The sequence below is a fragment of the Clostridium cuniculi genome, from assembly GCF_004353185.1.
Taxonomy (GTDB): domain Bacteria; phylum Bacillota; class Clostridia; order Clostridiales; family Clostridiaceae; genus Clostridium; species Clostridium cuniculi.
Map to the genome: position 1 here is coordinate 20,479 of NZ_SMUS01000017.1, position 17,849 is coordinate 38,327.

Annotated in this window: 15 protein-coding genes; 3 read left to right on the forward strand and 12 right to left on the reverse strand. The window is 25.9% G+C overall.

What is annotated here, in order from left to right; translation table 11 throughout:
- Positions 1 to 210: 210 nt before the first annotated feature.
- A complete protein-coding gene (locus EJJ37_RS10125; protein ID WP_133015465.1) occupies positions 211 to 1,971 on the reverse strand; it encodes a sigma-54 interaction domain-containing protein in 1,761 nt (586 codons plus the stop codon).
- A gap of 140 nt (positions 1,972 to 2,111) precedes the next feature.
- On the opposite strand from EJJ37_RS10125, the gene EJJ37_RS10130 reads away from it, so the two are divergent.
- Positions 2,112 to 2,291 carry a hypothetical protein gene (locus tag EJJ37_RS10130; protein ID WP_133015466.1) on the forward strand — a complete coding sequence of 60 codons (180 nt, stop codon included), beginning with the start codon at positions 2,112 to 2,114 and terminating at the stop codon, positions 2,289 to 2,291.
- An 84-nt stretch (positions 2,292 to 2,375) separates the two neighbouring features.
- Here EJJ37_RS10130 and EJJ37_RS20865 read toward each other — a convergent pair whose 3' ends face one another.
- The 6 genes from EJJ37_RS20865 to EJJ37_RS10165 all read right to left on the reverse strand — a co-directional run bounded on the left by EJJ37_RS20865 (position 2,376) and on the right by EJJ37_RS10165 (position 8,526).
- Positions 2,376 to 2,945, reverse strand: a complete 570-nt coding sequence (locus EJJ37_RS20865) for a PTS glucose transporter subunit IIA (RefSeq protein ID WP_243124871.1) — start codon at positions 2,943 to 2,945, stop codon at positions 2,376 to 2,378.
- A gap of 117 nt (positions 2,946 to 3,062) precedes the next feature.
- Positions 3,063 to 3,833, reverse strand: coding sequence for an ABC transporter ATP-binding protein (locus EJJ37_RS10145; RefSeq protein ID WP_133015467.1), 771 nt, complete (start codon positions 3,831 to 3,833; stop codon positions 3,063 to 3,065).
- Positions 3,833 to 4,825 carry a FecCD family ABC transporter permease gene (locus tag EJJ37_RS10150; protein ID WP_133015468.1) on the reverse strand — a complete coding sequence of 331 codons (993 nt, stop codon included), beginning with the start codon at positions 4,823 to 4,825 and terminating at the stop codon, positions 3,833 to 3,835. The genes EJJ37_RS10145 and EJJ37_RS10150 overlap by 1 nt, the downstream gene beginning before the upstream one ends.
- 2 nt (positions 4,826 to 4,827) lie before the next feature.
- Positions 4,828 to 5,718, reverse strand: coding sequence for a heme ABC transporter substrate-binding protein IsdE (gene isdE / locus EJJ37_RS10155; protein WP_133015469.1), 891 nt, complete (start codon positions 5,716 to 5,718; stop codon positions 4,828 to 4,830).
- A 38-nt stretch (positions 5,719 to 5,756) separates the two neighbouring features.
- The gene (locus EJJ37_RS10160; protein ID WP_133015470.1) at positions 5,757 to 6,395 is read right to left on the reverse strand and encodes an NEAT domain-containing protein; all 639 of its coding nucleotides are present in this window, start codon (positions 6,393 to 6,395) and stop codon (positions 5,757 to 5,759) included.
- 97 nt (positions 6,396 to 6,492) lie between these two features.
- Positions 6,493 to 8,526 carry an NEAT domain-containing protein gene (locus EJJ37_RS10165; RefSeq protein ID WP_133015471.1) on the reverse strand — a complete coding sequence of 678 codons (2,034 nt, stop codon included), beginning with the start codon at positions 8,524 to 8,526 and terminating at the stop codon, positions 6,493 to 6,495.
- A gap of 218 nt (positions 8,527 to 8,744) precedes the next feature.
- On the opposite strand from EJJ37_RS10165, the gene EJJ37_RS10170 reads away from it, so the two are divergent.
- The gene (locus tag EJJ37_RS10170) at positions 8,745 to 9,473 is read left to right on the forward strand and encodes a helix-turn-helix domain-containing protein (RefSeq protein ID WP_166484734.1); all 729 of its coding nucleotides are present in this window, start codon (positions 8,745 to 8,747) and stop codon (positions 9,471 to 9,473) included.
- A gap of 52 nt (positions 9,474 to 9,525) precedes the next feature.
- On the opposite strand, the gene EJJ37_RS10175 is transcribed toward EJJ37_RS10170, so the two are convergent.
- From EJJ37_RS10175 to EJJ37_RS10190, 4 genes are all read right to left on the reverse strand, one after another.
- Positions 9,526 to 10,470 carry a CPBP family intramembrane glutamic endopeptidase gene (locus EJJ37_RS10175; protein ID WP_133015473.1) on the reverse strand — a complete coding sequence of 315 codons (945 nt, stop codon included), beginning with the start codon at positions 10,468 to 10,470 and terminating at the stop codon, positions 9,526 to 9,528.
- 108 nt (positions 10,471 to 10,578) lie between these two features.
- Complete coding sequence (locus EJJ37_RS10180) at positions 10,579 to 10,785, reverse strand: heavy-metal-associated domain-containing protein (protein ID WP_133015474.1); 207 nt, start codon at positions 10,783 to 10,785, stop codon at positions 10,579 to 10,581.
- A gap of 74 nt (positions 10,786 to 10,859) precedes the next feature.
- Positions 10,860 to 11,528: a beta-phosphoglucomutase family hydrolase gene (locus EJJ37_RS10185; RefSeq protein WP_133015475.1), complete on the reverse strand. Its 669-nt coding sequence runs from the start codon at positions 11,526 to 11,528 to the stop codon at positions 10,860 to 10,862.
- Positions 11,529 to 11,705: 177 nt separating this feature from the next.
- The gene (locus EJJ37_RS10190; RefSeq protein WP_133015476.1) at positions 11,706 to 13,676 is read right to left on the reverse strand and encodes a sensor histidine kinase; all 1,971 of its coding nucleotides are present in this window, start codon (positions 13,674 to 13,676) and stop codon (positions 11,706 to 11,708) included.
- A gap of 638 nt (positions 13,677 to 14,314) precedes the next feature.
- Here EJJ37_RS10190 and EJJ37_RS10195 point away from each other — a divergent pair.
- Positions 14,315 to 16,366, forward strand: coding sequence for a tetratricopeptide repeat protein (locus EJJ37_RS10195; RefSeq protein WP_133015477.1), 2,052 nt, complete (start codon positions 14,315 to 14,317; stop codon positions 16,364 to 16,366).
- 102 nt (positions 16,367 to 16,468) lie between these two features.
- Here EJJ37_RS10195 and tyrS read toward each other — a convergent pair whose 3' ends face one another.
- Positions 16,469 to 17,659, reverse strand: a complete 1,191-nt coding sequence (gene tyrS / locus EJJ37_RS10200) for a tyrosine--tRNA ligase (RefSeq protein WP_133015478.1) — start codon at positions 17,657 to 17,659, stop codon at positions 16,469 to 16,471.
- Positions 17,660 to 17,849: the final 190 nt, after the last annotated feature.

Below are 17,849 nucleotides of genomic sequence, written 5' to 3' on the forward strand. Positions count from 1 at the left end.
TTTTGAATTTAAGTATAAATTTTACTTTTTTTCAGAAAAATTCATTGTAAATAAAGAAAATTTTATAAATTTTCTTATTATTCTAACTTAAAACTTAGCTCAATTATCAAATTGAGAATAAATTCTCAATTTGATAATTGAGCTAAGTATAGTATTATGCCAATTTTCTATATTAAATCAATAAAAAATTATCATTTTGATATTTTTTTATTATTGTTCTAATCTTCTATATAAAGTTGCAATTCCAATTCCTAATTTTTTTGCAGCTAATTTTTTACCTTCAGTTGTATCTCCATATATTTCAATAGCTTTTTTTATATACTTTCTTTCAATATCCTTTAATGGAATTATCTCTTTTATATCATCATTTCCCTTTTCTTCTAATCCCATTTGCTCATGAAAACTTTCTATAAATGAATCTGGTAACATAGTTTCATTAATTATTCCTTTTTCATCGCATAAATTTACCATAAACTCAACTACATTTTCTAATTCTCTTATATTTCCATACCACTTATATTTTTTAAACATTTCTAAAACATTGTCTTCAATTAAATATACAGATTTATTGAATTCTATATTATATTTATCAATTAAGGAATTTAGTAGCAATTCTAAATCACCTTTTCTTTCTCTTAGAGGTGGAATTTCTATAGGTATAACATTTAATCTGTAATATAAATCCTCTCTAAACTTTCCTCTTCTAACTAATTCCTTTAAATCCTTATTAGTAGCTGCTATTACCCTTATATCTAATGAAATTAACTTATTTGATCCTATTCTTACTATTGTTTTTTCTTGTAATACTCTTAATAATTTTACTTGTAAATATAATGGCATATCTCCTATTTCATCTAAAAAAATAACTCCTTTATTTGCTAACTCAAACTTTCCTATTCTTCCATTAGAGTTTGCACCTGAAAAGGCACCTTTATCATAGCCAAAAAGCTCACTTTCTAATAAAGTTTCAGGTATTGCACCACAATTAATTGCAATAAATGGCTTATCCTTTCTATTACCTTCACAATGAATAGCTCTTGCAACTAATTCTTTTCCTGTCCCACTTTCCCCCGTGACTAAAACTGTTGAATTTGAATTACTAATCTTTCTTATTTTACTTTTTAAAATCATCATTTCTTTAGAATCACCTAAAATTGAAAATATGTTCGTCTTATTTATTCCATAAGTTAATGTTATTGCTTCTTCTTTTATCTTTTTTAACTTATTAAAAATTAATACACTATTATAATCTTCTAAGTTTGTAGAACTTGGTATTAATTTCCCTACAACCTCATATTTTTTCCCATCTATTTCAACATTATAAATTTGTGATTCTTGAAAATAATCATCTGTTAATTCTACTTTAATACTTTGACCTACTATATTAGTATTTAACCCTAGCTCCTTTATTCCCTTTAAATTAATACTACTTATAATATTATTATTTTTTATTACTATTACTCCATCATTTACTGAATTAATTATTTGCTTTAAAAATACTAAATTTTTTCTTTGTATCATTTCCTCATTTTGTTCAACAATTTTTGCGGCAATTAATTCTGACATATGTCCTATAAAGGCCATTATGCTTTCAAAATTTTCCATAAGCGCTTGTCTCTGTTTATCACTTGTACATACTAAACCTATAACTCCAAAAGTATCTTCTCCATAATAAATAGGATAACTTATTTCCATTTTCTCAAAACAATTATCCTTATCTATACACTTTTTGCACAACTTGTTTTTTCCTGGATTTTCTATAACTTGCATTTTCCTTGTTCTTAATGTTTCTGAATAAACCAAACCATTCTTTTTTATATTAACTCCAACTTTCTCCTCATAAAAACCAGTTCCAATAATTCTATTTAAATTTTCATCAACTATCTCAACATCTATTTTTAGTATGTTAGAAATAGCATTAGCATAAGATTGCAAGTATTCCTTTATATCATATAACCTTACTACTCTCATCATAACCTCCATATCTCATATTAAATCTCCCTTTCTTTAATTTTACCTTTTTAAACATAATTTGTAATTATATTTTTAATATATTTTTATTATTTTACTAATACTAAGTGTATTATTTTATTTATAAAGGAGTACTACTAATGGATAAAATGAAAAAAATTAATGACTTAACAAATGTTCAAATGGAGTCTTGTACAAAGTTTGCAAAAAAATCTAAAGAACCTAATGACGGCTACTTTATAGAGAAAGATCCCCATGATAGTTTTAGTTCTGAAGGAACTGTAAGGTATGGAGAAGAACAAGACGCAGATGACTTATAGTTAACTATTAAAAACTGTATAAAGTAAAAATAAAGGTATAAGAAAACTATTTAATAATTTTCTTATACCTTTTAATCTTTAATATTAAACTACTACTCTTAATAATTCTTCATTATAATCTGTTTTCTTTTTATCAGTTTCTAGCACATCTAAATAATTATCAGAATTAGTTACCATTACAGGAGTTACTGTTGAAAAACCAGCTTTATTTATTTCATTAATATCAAACTCTAATAATAATTGTCCTTTTTTAATCTTTTCACCTTGTTTTACTTTTGCATTAAAATATTTTCCTTCTAATTGAACTGTGTCCATACCAACATCTTTTAACTTAAATTTCTTAGATGCTGTAAATCCTAAGAATATTGGAAAAAAGCTAAATAAGCAATCACCAATAGCATTTAAAATTACATAAGTTGAATCAGTATCTACTAATATTAAATCTTTAATAACTATTATTTCATTTTTATTAGTAACCATTATTCCACTTATATTATGCTTTTTCATAAATTTATAAGCTTTATCTTTTTCCATTATAAATAAGGAAGTTGAAAGTATATCTCCATCTATAGATTCATCACTTACTATAGTAATTGACTTTAAGTCTGATTTAATAGGATATCCAGTTTTGGTATTTAATGCATGACAATACAATTCACCATTATATATAATTGATATTTATTTTCCTTTGCACCTATATAATAAAATAAGAGCTAAAAGTACTATATTTATACTATTAACTCTTACTGTTTTTCATTTTTATCCCTTTCTTTATAACTTTAATGGTACAAAGAATGTTTCATTTTCTATTTCACTTATAAACCCACCAATGTTATATACATTATTAAGGAGATTCATGTTTATTACCTCATTTGCATTTCCGCTTGCAATAGCTTTTCCTGATTTCATTACTACTACATTATGGCTATATTTTATTGCTTGATTAATATCATGTAATACCATAACAACAGTTAATTTACTTTCTTCATTTAACTCTTTAACAAGTTCTAATATCTCAACTTGATGATAGATATCTAAATATGTTGTAGGTTCATCTAAAAATAAAATTTCACTTTTTTGTGCTAATGCCATTGCTATAAATGCTCTTTGTCTTTCTCCTCCAGACATGCCCATGACAGCTTTATCTTTTAGATTTTCAAGACCTGTTCTTTTTATAGCCCATTCAATAATTTCATCATCACTTTCAGTATTTCCTTGGAAATACTTTTTATGAGGAATTCTGCCATAAGCCACCAATTCTTTAACAGTAATATCGCTAGGAACTGTATTTTGCTGATGAACTGTGGCGATTTCTCTTGCTAATTCTTTTTGTTTTAAAGATTTTATAGATTTTCCATTAATACTTATATCCCCAGAATTAGGTTTATTTAACCCTGCAAATAAACTTAATAACGTAGATTTACCACTACCGTTAGGGCCTAATATAGTTGTTATCTTTCCCTTTTCTATTTCCACATTTAGCTTAGTAATAAAGCTTTTATCTTTATCATAAGAGAAGTATAAATCTTTTGCCTTTATCATTATTTCAAGTCACTCCTTCTTAAAAGATATAAGAAAAATGGTGCTCCCAATATAGCAGTTACTACTCCTACTGGTATTTCATTAGGTCTCATAGCCATTCTTCCAACAGTATCGGCAAACAATACTAAGAATCCTCCTAATATTCCGCTACAAGGAATTAAATACTTATGATCTGATCCTATAATAATTCTACAAACATGCGGTACAACTAATCCAACAAAGGATATAATACCAGCAATTGCAGTTGATATACTTGCTAAAAATACAGCTACAGCAGTAACAATTATCATATATAAGTCAGAGTTAAATCCTAAACTTCTTGCATTTTTACTACCAAGAGCTAATATATTACATACTTTACTTAATAGTAATGCTGCAATTATTCCTATAACAGAATAAACTAATAGTATATTTACATTGCTCCAATTAACTGTTGCTAAACTTCCCATCATCCATTTTTGAATATTACTTGATCCAAGCCCTGCACTAACAGTAATCATAGATGAAAACCCACTTAATAATGCATTACATGCTGCACCTGCTAATACAATTCTTATTGGTGATAATCCATTTTTATATGCCATAAAATAAATAATTACACAGCATACTAGCCCTCCAAAGAATCCAAATATAGGTCTTAGATTAGTTACGCTCGGTATAAATACCATAAAGAAAACTGTAACTACACATGCTCCTGAAGATATACCCGTTATATATGGATCCGCTAGTGGATTCCTTATTACAGATTGTAATAAAACCCCTGCTATTGCTAAATTTGCTCCGACTAATACAGCTATTATAACTCTCGGCATTCTTAAATCTTTAATAATTCCTATATTACCCTCTGATTGTCCTGAAAATAATCCACTTATAAGCTCTTTAAATGTTATATTTACACTACCTAATTTTAATGAAACTAGTATAGTTGCTAATAATACTATTAAGGCTATTACTATAAATGATACTTTAAACTTTTTATCTGAAACTCTCATAATTATTCTCCACTACCATGAACTATGTCACTTAGTATCTCTAATCCTTCAATAACCTTAAGATTTGCACTCATCCCAAAATACTCACTATCTAAATAAATTACATTTCCCTCTTTTACAGCATTTATATTTTGCCATGCAGAATCACTTGCCATTTCCGCTTCTAATGCTGACTTTGTTTCTTCTGGTAAAGCATGTACCATAACTAAAATCTTTTCTGGATTAAGCATAGCTAAATCTTCTTTATTATAAGTTGTAAATGCTGTACTACTATCTTCAATTATATTTTTTCCACCAACAAGTTCAACTAAACTTCCAACATAAGATTTTGACGTTGCTATCATTGTTGATCCTGGTGCAGCAAATAAAACTAAAACTTCTGGATTTTCTAAACTCTCAGCTTTTTCTTTAACTTCTAATTCTTTTGCTTCTATTTGTTCTAATAAAGCCTTAGCTTCATCATTTTTATCAAATTTTTCTCCTAAAGTAGTTATTGCTTCTTTTAATCCATCTAAACTTTCTAAAGAAACAAATTCACTTGGAATATTATTCTCTGTAAATAAATTCATATAATCAGATCCTAAAGTATCTACTGATACTACCATTGTTGGATTTAATGATTTAATAATCTCTAAATCCGGGCTCATTGGATTCCCAACTTCAACCGCATCTTTAGTGCTTTCTGGTAATTCATAAGATGTACTTGGTACTCCTGAAACCTTAACACCTAATGCATCTAATATTTCTGTTACTGCAACAGATGTAGCAACTACTACCTCTTCACCACTACCTACTGCAACAGTTTTATCTTCACTACTTTCAGAACTACAACTTACTAATCCTAAAGTCATAATCCCTGCTGCTATCATAGATATAATTCTTTTATATTTCATAATATATAACCTTCCTACAACTTCTTTTCAATAATTTATTACTTCTTTTTTGCTTTTACAATAACTATTGCTCCAATTGCAACTATAGCAACAACCCCTGCTATAATTAAAGTAATATTATTATTATTTTTTTCATCTTCAGCTACTACTGCTAAAGTTTCTTCTTCTACTGAAACTTCTTCATCTTCTGCTGGGATTTCTTCAACTTCTTCTATTGCCTCTACTAAAGTTAAAGTTTCCATTTTAGGTATAACCTTAAACTCAACATCTCTTTCCATAGGACCAACATAAATAAGAGCATCCATGTCTGCATCTACTTTATCAACTTCAACCTTTAATTTAACAATACCTTCTTCACTATTTTCTTCTACTATTTCAACAGGTACCTCTTCTCCATTAACCTTCATTCTATAATTCTCCATATAGTCGCTACCTGAAAAACCAATAGTATAAATTATATGTTCTTTTGTAACTTCTACACTCATTGATGGTAATAGATAACTTCTTGACATAGCCATTCCAGTTTCTGATTCATGATAAACATCATTTTCAACTTCATATATTCCACTTGTTATATCACTTTCTGTTGCATATGTATTATTAGTTCCTAAAGTTAAGAATATTCCTAAAGCCATTACAGCTACTAAAATCCCTTTAAATTTATTTAATATCTTCATTTTCTATTCTCCTTAATTCTTAAACCTAAATTAGGAGGCAAATAAATAGATTTCCTATTTTATTTACCCCCTCATATGACTTTATTAGTACTTTATACTACTTTCTTTTCTTTGCTAAAACAGCTCCTGCAGATGTTAAAAGCATTCCTAAACCTGCAACTGCTCCTGAACCAATAGGTGCTCCTGTTTCTGGTAATGTGTCTACTGTATATTCTTTAATGAATGTTAAAGTATCTTCTAATAATGTAACACCAAATTCAACTTCTCTAGACATTGGTACTACATAAGTTTTAACCTTTATACTATCACTTAAACTTGAAACTGCAAATCTAACATTTGTTGTATCTCCACTTGTACTCTTAGTTACAGTAACTTTTTTACCATTTACATAAATCTCATGATTTTGCATGAATTCAGCTCCAGTGAAAGTTAAAGTAACATAGTATTTACCATCTATTTCTTCAACCTTTGAAGTAGAATTTAAATACTTTCTGGCCATTGATCTTCCAGTTTCACTCTCATGAGTTACACTATTTTGAATTGAGTATAACTTACCCTTTGTTACTTTAGTTTCATCTTCAGTAGTAGTTGTATTTTCATTGCTTGTACTACTATTGTTATTTGATCCAGATGTTGTTCCTCCTGTTGTACTTCCCGTTGTTCCTCCATTGTTAGTTGTTTCATCTGTAACTAATGTTAATGTGTCTTCTAATATATCAACACCGAATTCTACATTGCTTCCCATCATAGTAACATAAGCTGAAACTTTTATTGAATCTTCTAAGCTTCCAACAGCAAATCTTAAACTAACAATATCACCATTTACTGATTTAGTTGCATCTACTTTTGCTCCATTAACATATACTGTATGATTATTCATCATTGTTGATCCCATAGATGTAAATGTTAATGTAACATATTTCTTTCCATTTACTTCTTCAACTTTTAATGTTTCTTCTAAAGCCTTTCTTGCCATACTTAATCCAGTCTCACTATCATGAGTTACATTGTTTTTACCTGTATAAACCTTAGTTCCTTGTTCTTCAGTTGTTCCATTATTTGAACTACCGTTGCTTGAACCTTCATTTCCAGTATTTCCACTGTTATTTTCATTATCAGTGTTTCCACCGTTGTTCTCGTCACTTGGCTTGTTTGTTTCACCATTATTGCCTGAATCTTGAGAAGAATCATCTTCTGTATATTCAGTTAATTCTCCCGCATGCAATAAATCAATATCAACTGCATGAAGACCTCCCGGTGCAATAAACTCTGGAAGCATAGGATGATAATATGTTAAATTAATTTTTATTCTTGTATATAACACATCTATTGAGCTTATTTCAAAACTTATCGAACCATCTTCATTTTTCTTAAATTCAACTTCTTGTCCATCAATAGTTATTGAATTTGTTGTTCTTACAGTTTCTAATCCTAATTCATTATATTTCATAGTTACTGTAATTTTTCCATCTTTAACTGTTATAATAGAGTCAGTATCAATATACTGTCTTATACTGCTTTCTCCATCACCATTACTTTTTAAAGTTTTATTTGTTATCTTATACTTTCCATCAGCTAAAACACTTCCTTGATTTTCATTATCTTCTACTGAATCATCTATTGTTGGAATTGTACTAGTATCATTTGTTACAAAGAAAGATACCTCTTTCCCCATAGCTATTACAGTCATATCTACTTGTACTTTAGCATCAACAGATGGTACTTCAAAAGTAATTGATTTATTTGTTGTATCATTAACTCCGTTTAAATCAACTCCATCTAAACTTACTTTAATATCTTTCATCATAGGATATAACTCTTCATTAAATTGTAATGTCATAGTTATTTTATCTTCTTCAACACTAATAATAGTATCTTCTTTTAATGCGCTTCTAGCCATAGATTCACCTGTAGTGTTTCCTGCTTCAGCATATTCAGTTTCATTTTTAACTACATATGTTCCATTAACTAAACCATTTCCCTTGTTTTCCTCTTCACTACCTGAATTATCTATTGATGGACTAGCAATAGCATCAACTGTTGTAGCACCTACAGCTTGTACATTAGTTCCTAATACAATTGTTGATACCATTAAAGCAGCTAACATCTTACAAAGTTTCTTTCTTAACATATCTCTATTCCCCCTAGTGTATTTCTAAAATTTATTTATCTCTTTTAATTGACATATTAATAATTATCTTTCATAATTAATGATATTGATTCTCATTTACTCTTAAAATAATATCATATATTTTAATCATATGTTTTAACTATATTTGCAATTTTTTTAACAATATTTTTATATTTAATAAATTTAGAAGAATTTTTAATGGAAGGATGCTCAGATTAATGATTTCAAATATATTAACTAATTTCTTTAATTGCCTTGCTGTTCCAATACTAGTTTTAAATTATAAGTTTGAAACTATATTTACCTATAATCATGATTCCAAAATCGATGATTCATTTTATACTTCTAAAGCTATAGAAGAACTAAAAAAATCAGATTTTTCTTCAAACACCTTTTCATTTAATATAAATCATGATATATCCTTTACTTGCATTAGTTTTAATCATTATGACAATACTAAAATGTATCTATTAATGGGTCCTTATACTATTAATGAAGATTCTAATAATACTAATGTTATCAATACACTTACAGAAGAAGGTTTAGAAAGTATTATTAAATTACATTCTTATATTATCGATAATCATATTTGTAATAATAAATCAAATAAGATTAACTCTCCCTTTGTAAATCATGCTATTAAATATATTGAAAAAAACTATGCTCATGAAATTTCAATAGATGATATTTGCAAAGAATTAAACGTAAACAAATGTTATTTTTGTAGTGTATTTAAAAAAGAAGTTGGATCAACATTTATAAACTATTTAAATAACTATAAAATAGAAAAAAGTAAGGAACTTTTAAAAAATCCTAATATATCTTTACTTGATGTTTCACTTTCTGTAGGATATAACAATCAAAGTTATTTTAGTACAGTATTTAAAAAAATAACTTCAAAAACTCCGCTAGAATTTAGAGATGAATACATAAAAACCAAAAACTAAAAATAAAAAAACAACTGCCTTATGTAGACAGTTGTTTTTTAGTTTCTCATCTTTATTTCAAACTTATTATTTCTTTATTTTCAATTCCTATAAAGTCATCAATTTTTTCCTCTTTATAAAACCAATATGCAAATCCAAAGGTTAAACAAGTAACTATTGTAACTATTATTCCTCCCTCAGGTCCAAAAGCACCTCCATTTATTATATTATTAGTTACATTTTCTACTTTATATAATCCATTAACACTTATTCCGCTTACTTCAAATCCCCAAATATATCCTTGAAAATAATTCCATGTTATATGATATCCTATTGCCATCCATATATTTTTAGATTTCATAAACATGTATGCAAATAATACACCTAGTAAAAATAAATTAATAAATGCCAACACATCTATTCCTTCATTACCTAAATGTAAAGCTGCAAATATTAATGCTGGTCCAATTAATATTAGCCATTTATTTCTTGTTTGTTTTAATACAGACATAATGTATCCTCTAGATAGTATCTCCTCACCAAACCCAACAAATATAAAACCTATTAGCCCATATAATAAAGATATTGATACTTGTGGTTTGCTAATAGGATTTACTAATTTAACATCTCCTATAGCTATTATAATTACAGCTACTATACTCATTGTGATTGCTCCTAATACTAATCCTATAGCTAACTCCTTGTACCCCTTTTTAATAGACGTTATACCCATCTTATTAATTTTCTTCTTTTCAAACAATTTCCATATAATAATACAAGATATAATAAGTAAAATATTACTTATTGAAGTACTAATCTGAAAAATCAATTCATATTCTGCAGTAGACTCTAAGTTAAAATTAATTAAATAATCACCATTCCCTTTAATTAAAAGAACAATACCCATTATTATCCCTACTAACATAGATAGTCCAAACATCAAAGCATATGAAAGCAAAAATACTAAAAGTATCTTCCATCCACTTCTTACCTCATTATACTTATTTTTAAATATCATTTTTCCCCCTCCTTATCTTTATAATTAAATTTTATCATAACATTTTACTTTTTTTAACAAAAAAAATACTAATAAGATAATTTCTCTTATTAGTATTTCAATAATATATTATTCTTCAATTTTATGTCCTGTGTTTTCAATACAACTTCTTATTTCTTGCTCAGTTGCTGGCTTATTATAAATTACTTCAACACTTCCTCGTGCCATATCTACACAAACGTTATCTACACCATCTATTTTTTCAAGTGCATTTTTAATTTGTGTTTTCATATTTTCATTTGCGATACCATTTACCATATAATGTTCTCTTTCCATTAATACTACTCCTTTAAAAAAATTTATATAAATAGTATTATCAAAAAACATTACTATTATTATCAAAATTTTTTCTATTTCATACTCATTAACTCATTTCTTATTTCATTTAAATTATTAAAACTTTTATAAGAATTATTTAAAATCTTTTCATCCGCCTTTTTCAAGTCAACAACATGAATAGGAACCATGCCAGCGTTAAATGCAGCTTCTATTCCTGCACTTGAATCTTCAATTACAATGCATTGCTCTGGCTTTACCATTAACTTATCTGCAGCCTTTAAAAATATCTCCGGATTTGGTTTAGTTTCTCTTACCTCATCCCTACATACTACAACATCAAAAAAACTTTCGATATTAGCTTGCTTTAGTTGTTTAAATGCTCTTTTTGAAATAGCTGATGTGGCTAATGCGATTTTAAAATTATTTTCTTTTAAGTATTTTAAAATTTCATATACTCCTAACTTTAAAGGAACACCCTTTTCTATTTCTTTAGCTAAATTTTCATCTTTTTCCATATACATATCATCTATTTTCAAATCATTTCCGAAATGATTTAAAAATACTTTCTTAACATTTTCACGACCAGTTCCTAATACTGATGCATATATTTCTTTTGTCATTTTATAACCATACTTTTCAAAAACCTCTGACCATACCTTTAAATATATCATTTCAGTATCAAATATTACCCCATCCATATCAAATATTATAGCCTTTATTTTATCAATATCCAAAGTCATATAATTACTTCACCCTCTACTCACTGTTATAATCTAAAAATTTTAGATATAGTTTATTTCTAATAATTATATCATAATTTAAATCTATATTTTTTCACTATATTATTTCTAAATAATATTCCATTATCTAAATATCTAGTAAAAAACTCCACTAATAAATTTTTAGTGGAGCTTTTATTATATATATATATCTGATAACTCAGTTCTTGTTCTATATCTTATATTTCTTATTTCATCTATCATATTTATTTCACAAGAATGTTTTTCTTCAATATTATTACAAGTATCATTGTAATTTTCACTTGTTTTCTTAGGTAATCTAACTGTAAATTTTGTTCCCTTATTAATCTGAGATTCAACTATAATCTCACCATCATGTAGTTCTACTAAAGATTTCGCTATTGATAGCCCTATTCCACTACCTTCATTTTTTCTAGTTAAACTATTATCAACTTGCATAAAGTTTTCAAATATATTACATATATCCTCTTGTGATATACCTACTCCATTATCTTCAACAATAATATTTACATATTTATCTTCCGAATTAACAGTGACATAAATATTACCCTCATCCTTTGAAAACTTAATTGCATTTGATACCAAATTTAAAATAACTCTTTCAATCTTACTAACATCAATATTCATAATTACTTCTTCTTCATTTGTATCAAAAGTTAAATTTAAATTTTTCTTTTCTGCATATGGAATTATAGACATTACTAAATCTTCTGTTAAACTAACTAGATTGCTATTCTCTAAATTTAATTTTAAATCATTTAATTCAGCTTTTTCTACGTCTATTATATTGTTTATTAATCTCATTAATCTATAGCAATTATCTTTTACTACATTAATGGTATCATTATCTTTGTAATTTTCATAGCTCTTACTCTCCATAAGTTGAGCTGCACATAATATTACATTTATTGGCGTATTAAGTTCATGACTTATATTGGCTATAAAATGAGCTTTTAGCTTATTAGCTTCTTCTGCTTTATTCTTTGCATTTATTATCTCTTTTTCATACTTTCTTTTATAATATATATATTTTATTAATGCTAATATTAAAAGTATTAATGTGGCAAATATAATATTAAGTATTATAAATGATGTTTTATATTTTTTAATCATCTCTATTGGATTATTAAGTATCTGTGATCCTTTTGGCAAAGAATTAATTTTTATATTAAATTTTTTTAATATATCATAATCAAATATATATTCATTGGCATCTTCCCCATCAATATATAATTCCTTTTCATCTTTATTCTCTAATAATCCTAATACTATTTCAGCGGCTTTTTTCCCTTGATTAAAATGATTAATAACTTTACCTCCAATACTTCCGGTACCGATACCATATTTTAACACACTATATATTGGAATCGTTGGACTTATTTCTGATATTAATTTATTTATATCTGAAGTTTTTAACCATTCTCCATTTTTGAAATCATCAGGATATAGTGAAATTATAACACTATTATCTTTTAAATTTTTTATAGTCTCTTTAAATTCATCTATAGTTAATTTACTTGTGATTATGGCTTGAAAATTTAAGTTTGAATACTTATTAACAATATTCTCGTAAAACTCATCTCCAGAATCATTTAAAAAAATTATATTTTCTGTTTTAGGATGAAACTTTGTAATTAATTTTAAATTTTCTTCTATAGATTCTATTTCTCGCACTCCTGAAACTTTTTCATGCTTAAAAGCTTCTTCTAATAATTCTTCCTTTTGAATTCCTAAAAATGATATTGGAATATCTTGAAATATATCATTTCTATATTTCAAACAAAATTCTAGTGCTTCATCATCTCCCGCTATTATAGCATCATATCTTTTATAATTTTCAAAACTAGATTTTAATAAATTATAGAATTTTTCTTCATTCTCGATATTATAATATCCATTTAGATCCATATATTCAACTCTTAAATTAACATCATTATCAAATCCATTCTTTATTCCTTCAACTTGATCTTCAAAAGATATAAAATTTGAATTATATGAACCAATAAATAAGACATTTAATTTTTCTTCCTTATATTCTTTTGCATAAACAATATTATTACATAATGTAATATAAGTAATTATTAATACCATTATCAAAATACTTAATTTCCGTTGTACCCTTTTCATCTCTTATCTCCTGTTTAATAAATCTCCTTAACAGTATTATACTACCTTTTGTTCCATTTTTATACTTTTTCTCTCCTATTTTTCTCAACATTTTTCTCCATGCTTCAATCACACTTCATGATTTTCTCCAATATTTATATTTTACATTCTATATATACATCATATATTTTACTAGAATAAAATCTATAAATTATATTATCATTCCTACTAAAATATGAAGCTATTATAATGTATAGGAAAGCCTATAAACACTGTCTTTTAAATAACAAACTTATTATATACTATATTTTTGTAAATTTATATATTAAAAAGTTAAATATATATAATTTTATTTACAATTGTATTTTTGAATATTTTTTCACTATAATAACATTTTTTTCATTATTTCTTCTCGATTTCTCATTTAATACTTTTAGCTTCTATTATATTTGAAGTTTTTCTTATTTTCTCCTATTATTTACATTTAAATCCATTTATTTTTAAAAATAATGTAATAATATTTGTGATTAATTCTTTTTACATTATTTTCTATTTAATATAAAATATGTATATACAACACTTTTTATATTTCTTCTATTTTTTTATAGTAAGAAAGAAATTAAATAAAATTTTGATGAATAGGAGGGTAATTTAACCATATGAGTTGCTGGACTGTTTTAAAAATAACACCAACTAGAAATATTGATAAAATTAACGAGGCTTATGTTGAATTAAGTAATTCTATAGGCAAAAATAATAAAGATGCAGAAAAATTAGAGTTAGCATATAATAAAGCTCTATCTTTAGCTACTGCATCTATTGGAGATTTAAATATGACTGTATTGCATAATTCTAATTTTGATATTTTATCAGCTTTAATAAATTCATCAATAGATGATACAGCTATAGATTCAATAGATAAATTTATTGATAAATTAAATGAAATATATAATAATCCCAATCTTAGATTTTCTAGAGATTCATGGATTAATTTATTAACATTACCTATTTTAAATAACCCTTCTATTAGTGAAAACTTAGAAGTTGAACTTGTTAAATATATATACACACATAAATATATTCCTTCAAAGATTTATACTTTATTAAATTCTAGATTTAATTGGACGAATAGAGTTAGTGAATTAAAATCTAATCTTTCAAGTGAAATAGTTGATTTTATAATAAATGAAATAAATAATCCATTACCCTTAACTTATAATTATTTATCTGATATTAAGACAGAGCAATTAGATGAATATCTCTCTCTTAGGGAAAAAGCTTATTTATCACTTAATTCTAATAAAGAAGATACCGATAAAAGCTATTTATTTGATGCCTATGCTATATATACAAAAGATTTAGACTTATTAAAATTATTAGGAAGTTATTATCTTAATAAAGATGATAATCTTATGGCATTAAATTACTTTAGAGAAGCCATTAACATAAATCCTAATGATATGTTTTGTCTTTCAAATTTTGGGCATTTACTAACAAAAACTAACCAATATTCAAAAGCAATATATTACCTAGAAAAATATATAAAAAAATTAAAAAATACACTTGATTTAGATCGTATTATCGATTTAGCTCATTGTTATCACTACTCATATGATTTACAAAAAGCTAAAGACTTATATACATTATTAATTAAATTAAGACCTTGGGATATTTCAATAAAAGTTGAACTAGATACTATTAAAAGTAAACTCTCTAATGCTTCAGTATCTTTACCATTAACAATTCCAATTTATAAAAAATATCTTAATCCATATACTGAACCATTTATGAACAAACTAAAAGAAATTTATAATAACTTCTCACTTAGAATAAACGAGAAAAATTGGGAAGAATTATTTTCTTTACCTATAGCATCGAATGAAACCTTATTTTATTTAGTGGAGCAAAACATTATAGAATTTATAACTAATAATAAAAATATTCCTAAAAATATTTTTACATTTTTAAATACTAAATTTAATTGGAGCTCTAGACATGATGAGTTAATATCAATCTATCCAACCTTAAAAATTGATTATTTATTTGATAGGCTATATTTTAAAGAATCATTAAGTTATGACTCTTTAAAACATATTGATTCTAAATTCCTCGAAGAATATATAGATCTTCGTTCAATTGCTTGTGATTTAATTAATACTGGATCAACTGATGCAGAAGAGTATTTAAATAAAGCTTTGAAGTTGTACAATAAAGACTTTGAATTATATAAATTATTTGGTAAGTATTATTCAAATAATAAATCTTATCATGCTGCAATTAGAAATTTCAAACTAGTTCTTTCTATTAAAGATGATGATTATTACTCTATATGTAGTTTAGCTTTATTACTAACTAAAGTAGAAAATTATAAGGAAGCACTTTACTATTTAAATAAAAGTGTTAATACTACCGCTGGTAGTATGTTACTTGATAATGAAGATTTTCTAACTAAATATGCAACTAGTTTTTACTATACAAATGATTTAAAGAACGCCAAAAAATACTTTAAAAAATTAAATAAACTAAACTCAAATCTTACCTTTGTAAATCTTTATTTAAAAAATATAAATGATAGATTATCAGGTAAAAAGAAATCTTCTATTCCTATAGAAGCTATTAAAAATCCTAACTACTATAAATCTAGAACAAAAACTAAATTAATAGATATTATCTCAAAATTTAAACAAAATATCGGTATATCATATAGGTAAAGTTACTCCTATCTTTTGATATAGAAAAATAAGAGGAATTTATAAAAAAATAATTATTCCTCTTATTTTTATTATCATATTTTTCAAATTATAAAATATTTTCTATTTTATAATTATTTTTATAAACTTCTTCTTTCCTATCTGTATTATCATTTCTTCACTTAATATTAAATCTTCGATATTTCCTAATTTTTCTCCATTTACCTTAACTCCACCTTGAGCTACTAATCTTCTAAATTCATTTTTACTTTTGACTAATAAATTATTAGTTATTATTTCTGCTAAATCTAAATTATCCTTACTTACTTCAGCACACTTTATATCATCAGGTATCTCTTTCCTTTGAAAAATTAATTTAAATCTATCTTCGGCATCCTTTACTGCATCTTTCCCATGGTATAGTTCTACTATTTCTCTTCCTAACTGCATTTTTATATCTCTTGGATTAGCCCCATCTCTTAATAATTCTTTTATCTTTTCTACTTCATCCGGATGAATATCCGTTACTAATTCAAAATATTTAACTATTAACTCATCAGGAAGAGTCATTATTTTCTCAAACATAACCCTTGCATCTTCATCTATTCCAATATAATTCCCTAAACTTTTGCTCATTTTGTTAATACCATCTAATCCTTCAAGTAATGGCATCATTATAGTACATTGTGGCTCCTGTCCAAACTCTTTTTGAAGCATTCTTCCCATAAGTAAATTAAATCTTTGATCTGTTCCTCCAAGTTCAATATCTGCTTTTATTTCTACAGAATCAAATCCTTGCATTAAAGGATAAAAAAATTCATGAATGCTTATTGGCATTTGATTTTCGTATCTTTTTTTAAAATCATCTCTTTCAAGCATTCTTGCTACTGTCATCTTTGCTCCTAATCTTATTACATCTTCAAAGTTCATTTTTGAAAGCCATTCACTATTGAAATTAACTTTTGTTTTTTTCTTATCTAATACTTTAAATATTTGCTCTTCGTACGTTTTTGCATTTTCTAGAACCTGTTCAGTTGTTAATGCCTTTCTTGCTTTAGATTTTCCAGTAGGATCTCCTATCTTTCCAGTAAAATCTCCTATTATTATTACAATATTATGTCCTAAATCTTGAAGTTGCCTTAGCTTTCTCAAAACTACAGTATGCCCTAAATGAATGTCTGGAGCACTTGGATCAAGTCCTAATTTTACTGTTAATGGCTTATTCTTAGTTAACTTTTCCTTTAACTCATCTAAACCAATTATCTCATCTACACCTTTTGAAATTATCTTAATCTGTTCATCTATATTTATCATTTTTATTTCCTCCAATTATTTTTAGATTTTAAAACTAAAATTTTTATTAAGCATTTACTAGTTAATGTGCACTTTAATCAGTAATATCGCTTAATATATATATAAACTGCGCAATTTTATTCTTAATTAACTTTCTTATTTATTTCTGTTATATTACACATAAGTATTAACATTTTTAAATACAAAAAAG

Bases quoted from the DNA above. Each gene is read 5' to 3' on its own strand.
- EJJ37_RS10150 (WP_133015468.1), bottom strand. From the start codon at position 4,825: ATGAGAGTTTCAGATAAAAAGTTTAAAGTATCATTTATAGTAATAGCC.
- isdE (WP_133015469.1), bottom strand. From the start codon at position 5,718: ATGAAATATAAAAGAATTATATCTATGATAGCAGCAGGGATTATGACT.
- EJJ37_RS10185 (WP_133015475.1), bottom strand. From the start codon at position 11,528: ATGACTTTGGATATTGATAAAATAAAGGCTATAATATTTGATATGGAT.
- EJJ37_RS10190 (WP_133015476.1), bottom strand. From the start codon at position 13,676: ATGAAAAGGGTACAACGGAAATTAAGTATTTTGATAATGGTATTAATA.
- EJJ37_RS10130 (WP_133015466.1), top strand. From the start codon at position 2,112: ATGGATAAAATGAAAAAAATTAATGACTTAACAAATGTTCAAATGGAG.
- EJJ37_RS10160 (WP_133015470.1), bottom strand. From the start codon at position 6,395: ATGAAGATATTAAATAAATTTAAAGGGATTTTAGTAGCTGTAATGGCT.
- EJJ37_RS10170 (WP_166484734.1), top strand. From the start codon at position 8,745: ATGATTTCAAATATATTAACTAATTTCTTTAATTGCCTTGCTGTTCCA.
- EJJ37_RS10125 (WP_133015465.1), bottom strand. From the start codon at position 1,971: ATGAGAGTAGTAAGGTTATATGATATAAAGGAATACTTGCAATCTTAT.
- EJJ37_RS10145 (WP_133015467.1), bottom strand. From the start codon at position 3,833: ATGATAAAGGCAAAAGATTTATACTTCTCTTATGATAAAGATAAAAGC.
- tyrS (WP_133015478.1), bottom strand. From the start codon at position 17,659: ATGATAAATATAGATGAACAGATTAAGATAATTTCAAAAGGTGTAGAT.
- EJJ37_RS10195 (WP_133015477.1), top strand. From the start codon at position 14,315: ATGAGTTGCTGGACTGTTTTAAAAATAACACCAACTAGAAATATTGAT.
- EJJ37_RS10175 (WP_133015473.1), bottom strand. From the start codon at position 10,470: ATGATATTTAAAAATAAGTATAATGAGGTAAGAAGTGGATGGAAGATA.
- EJJ37_RS10165 (WP_133015471.1), bottom strand. From the start codon at position 8,526: ATGTTAAGAAAGAAACTTTGTAAGATGTTAGCTGCTTTAATGGTATCA.
- EJJ37_RS10180 (WP_133015474.1), bottom strand. From the start codon at position 10,785: ATGGAAAGAGAACATTATATGGTAAATGGTATCGCAAATGAAAATATG.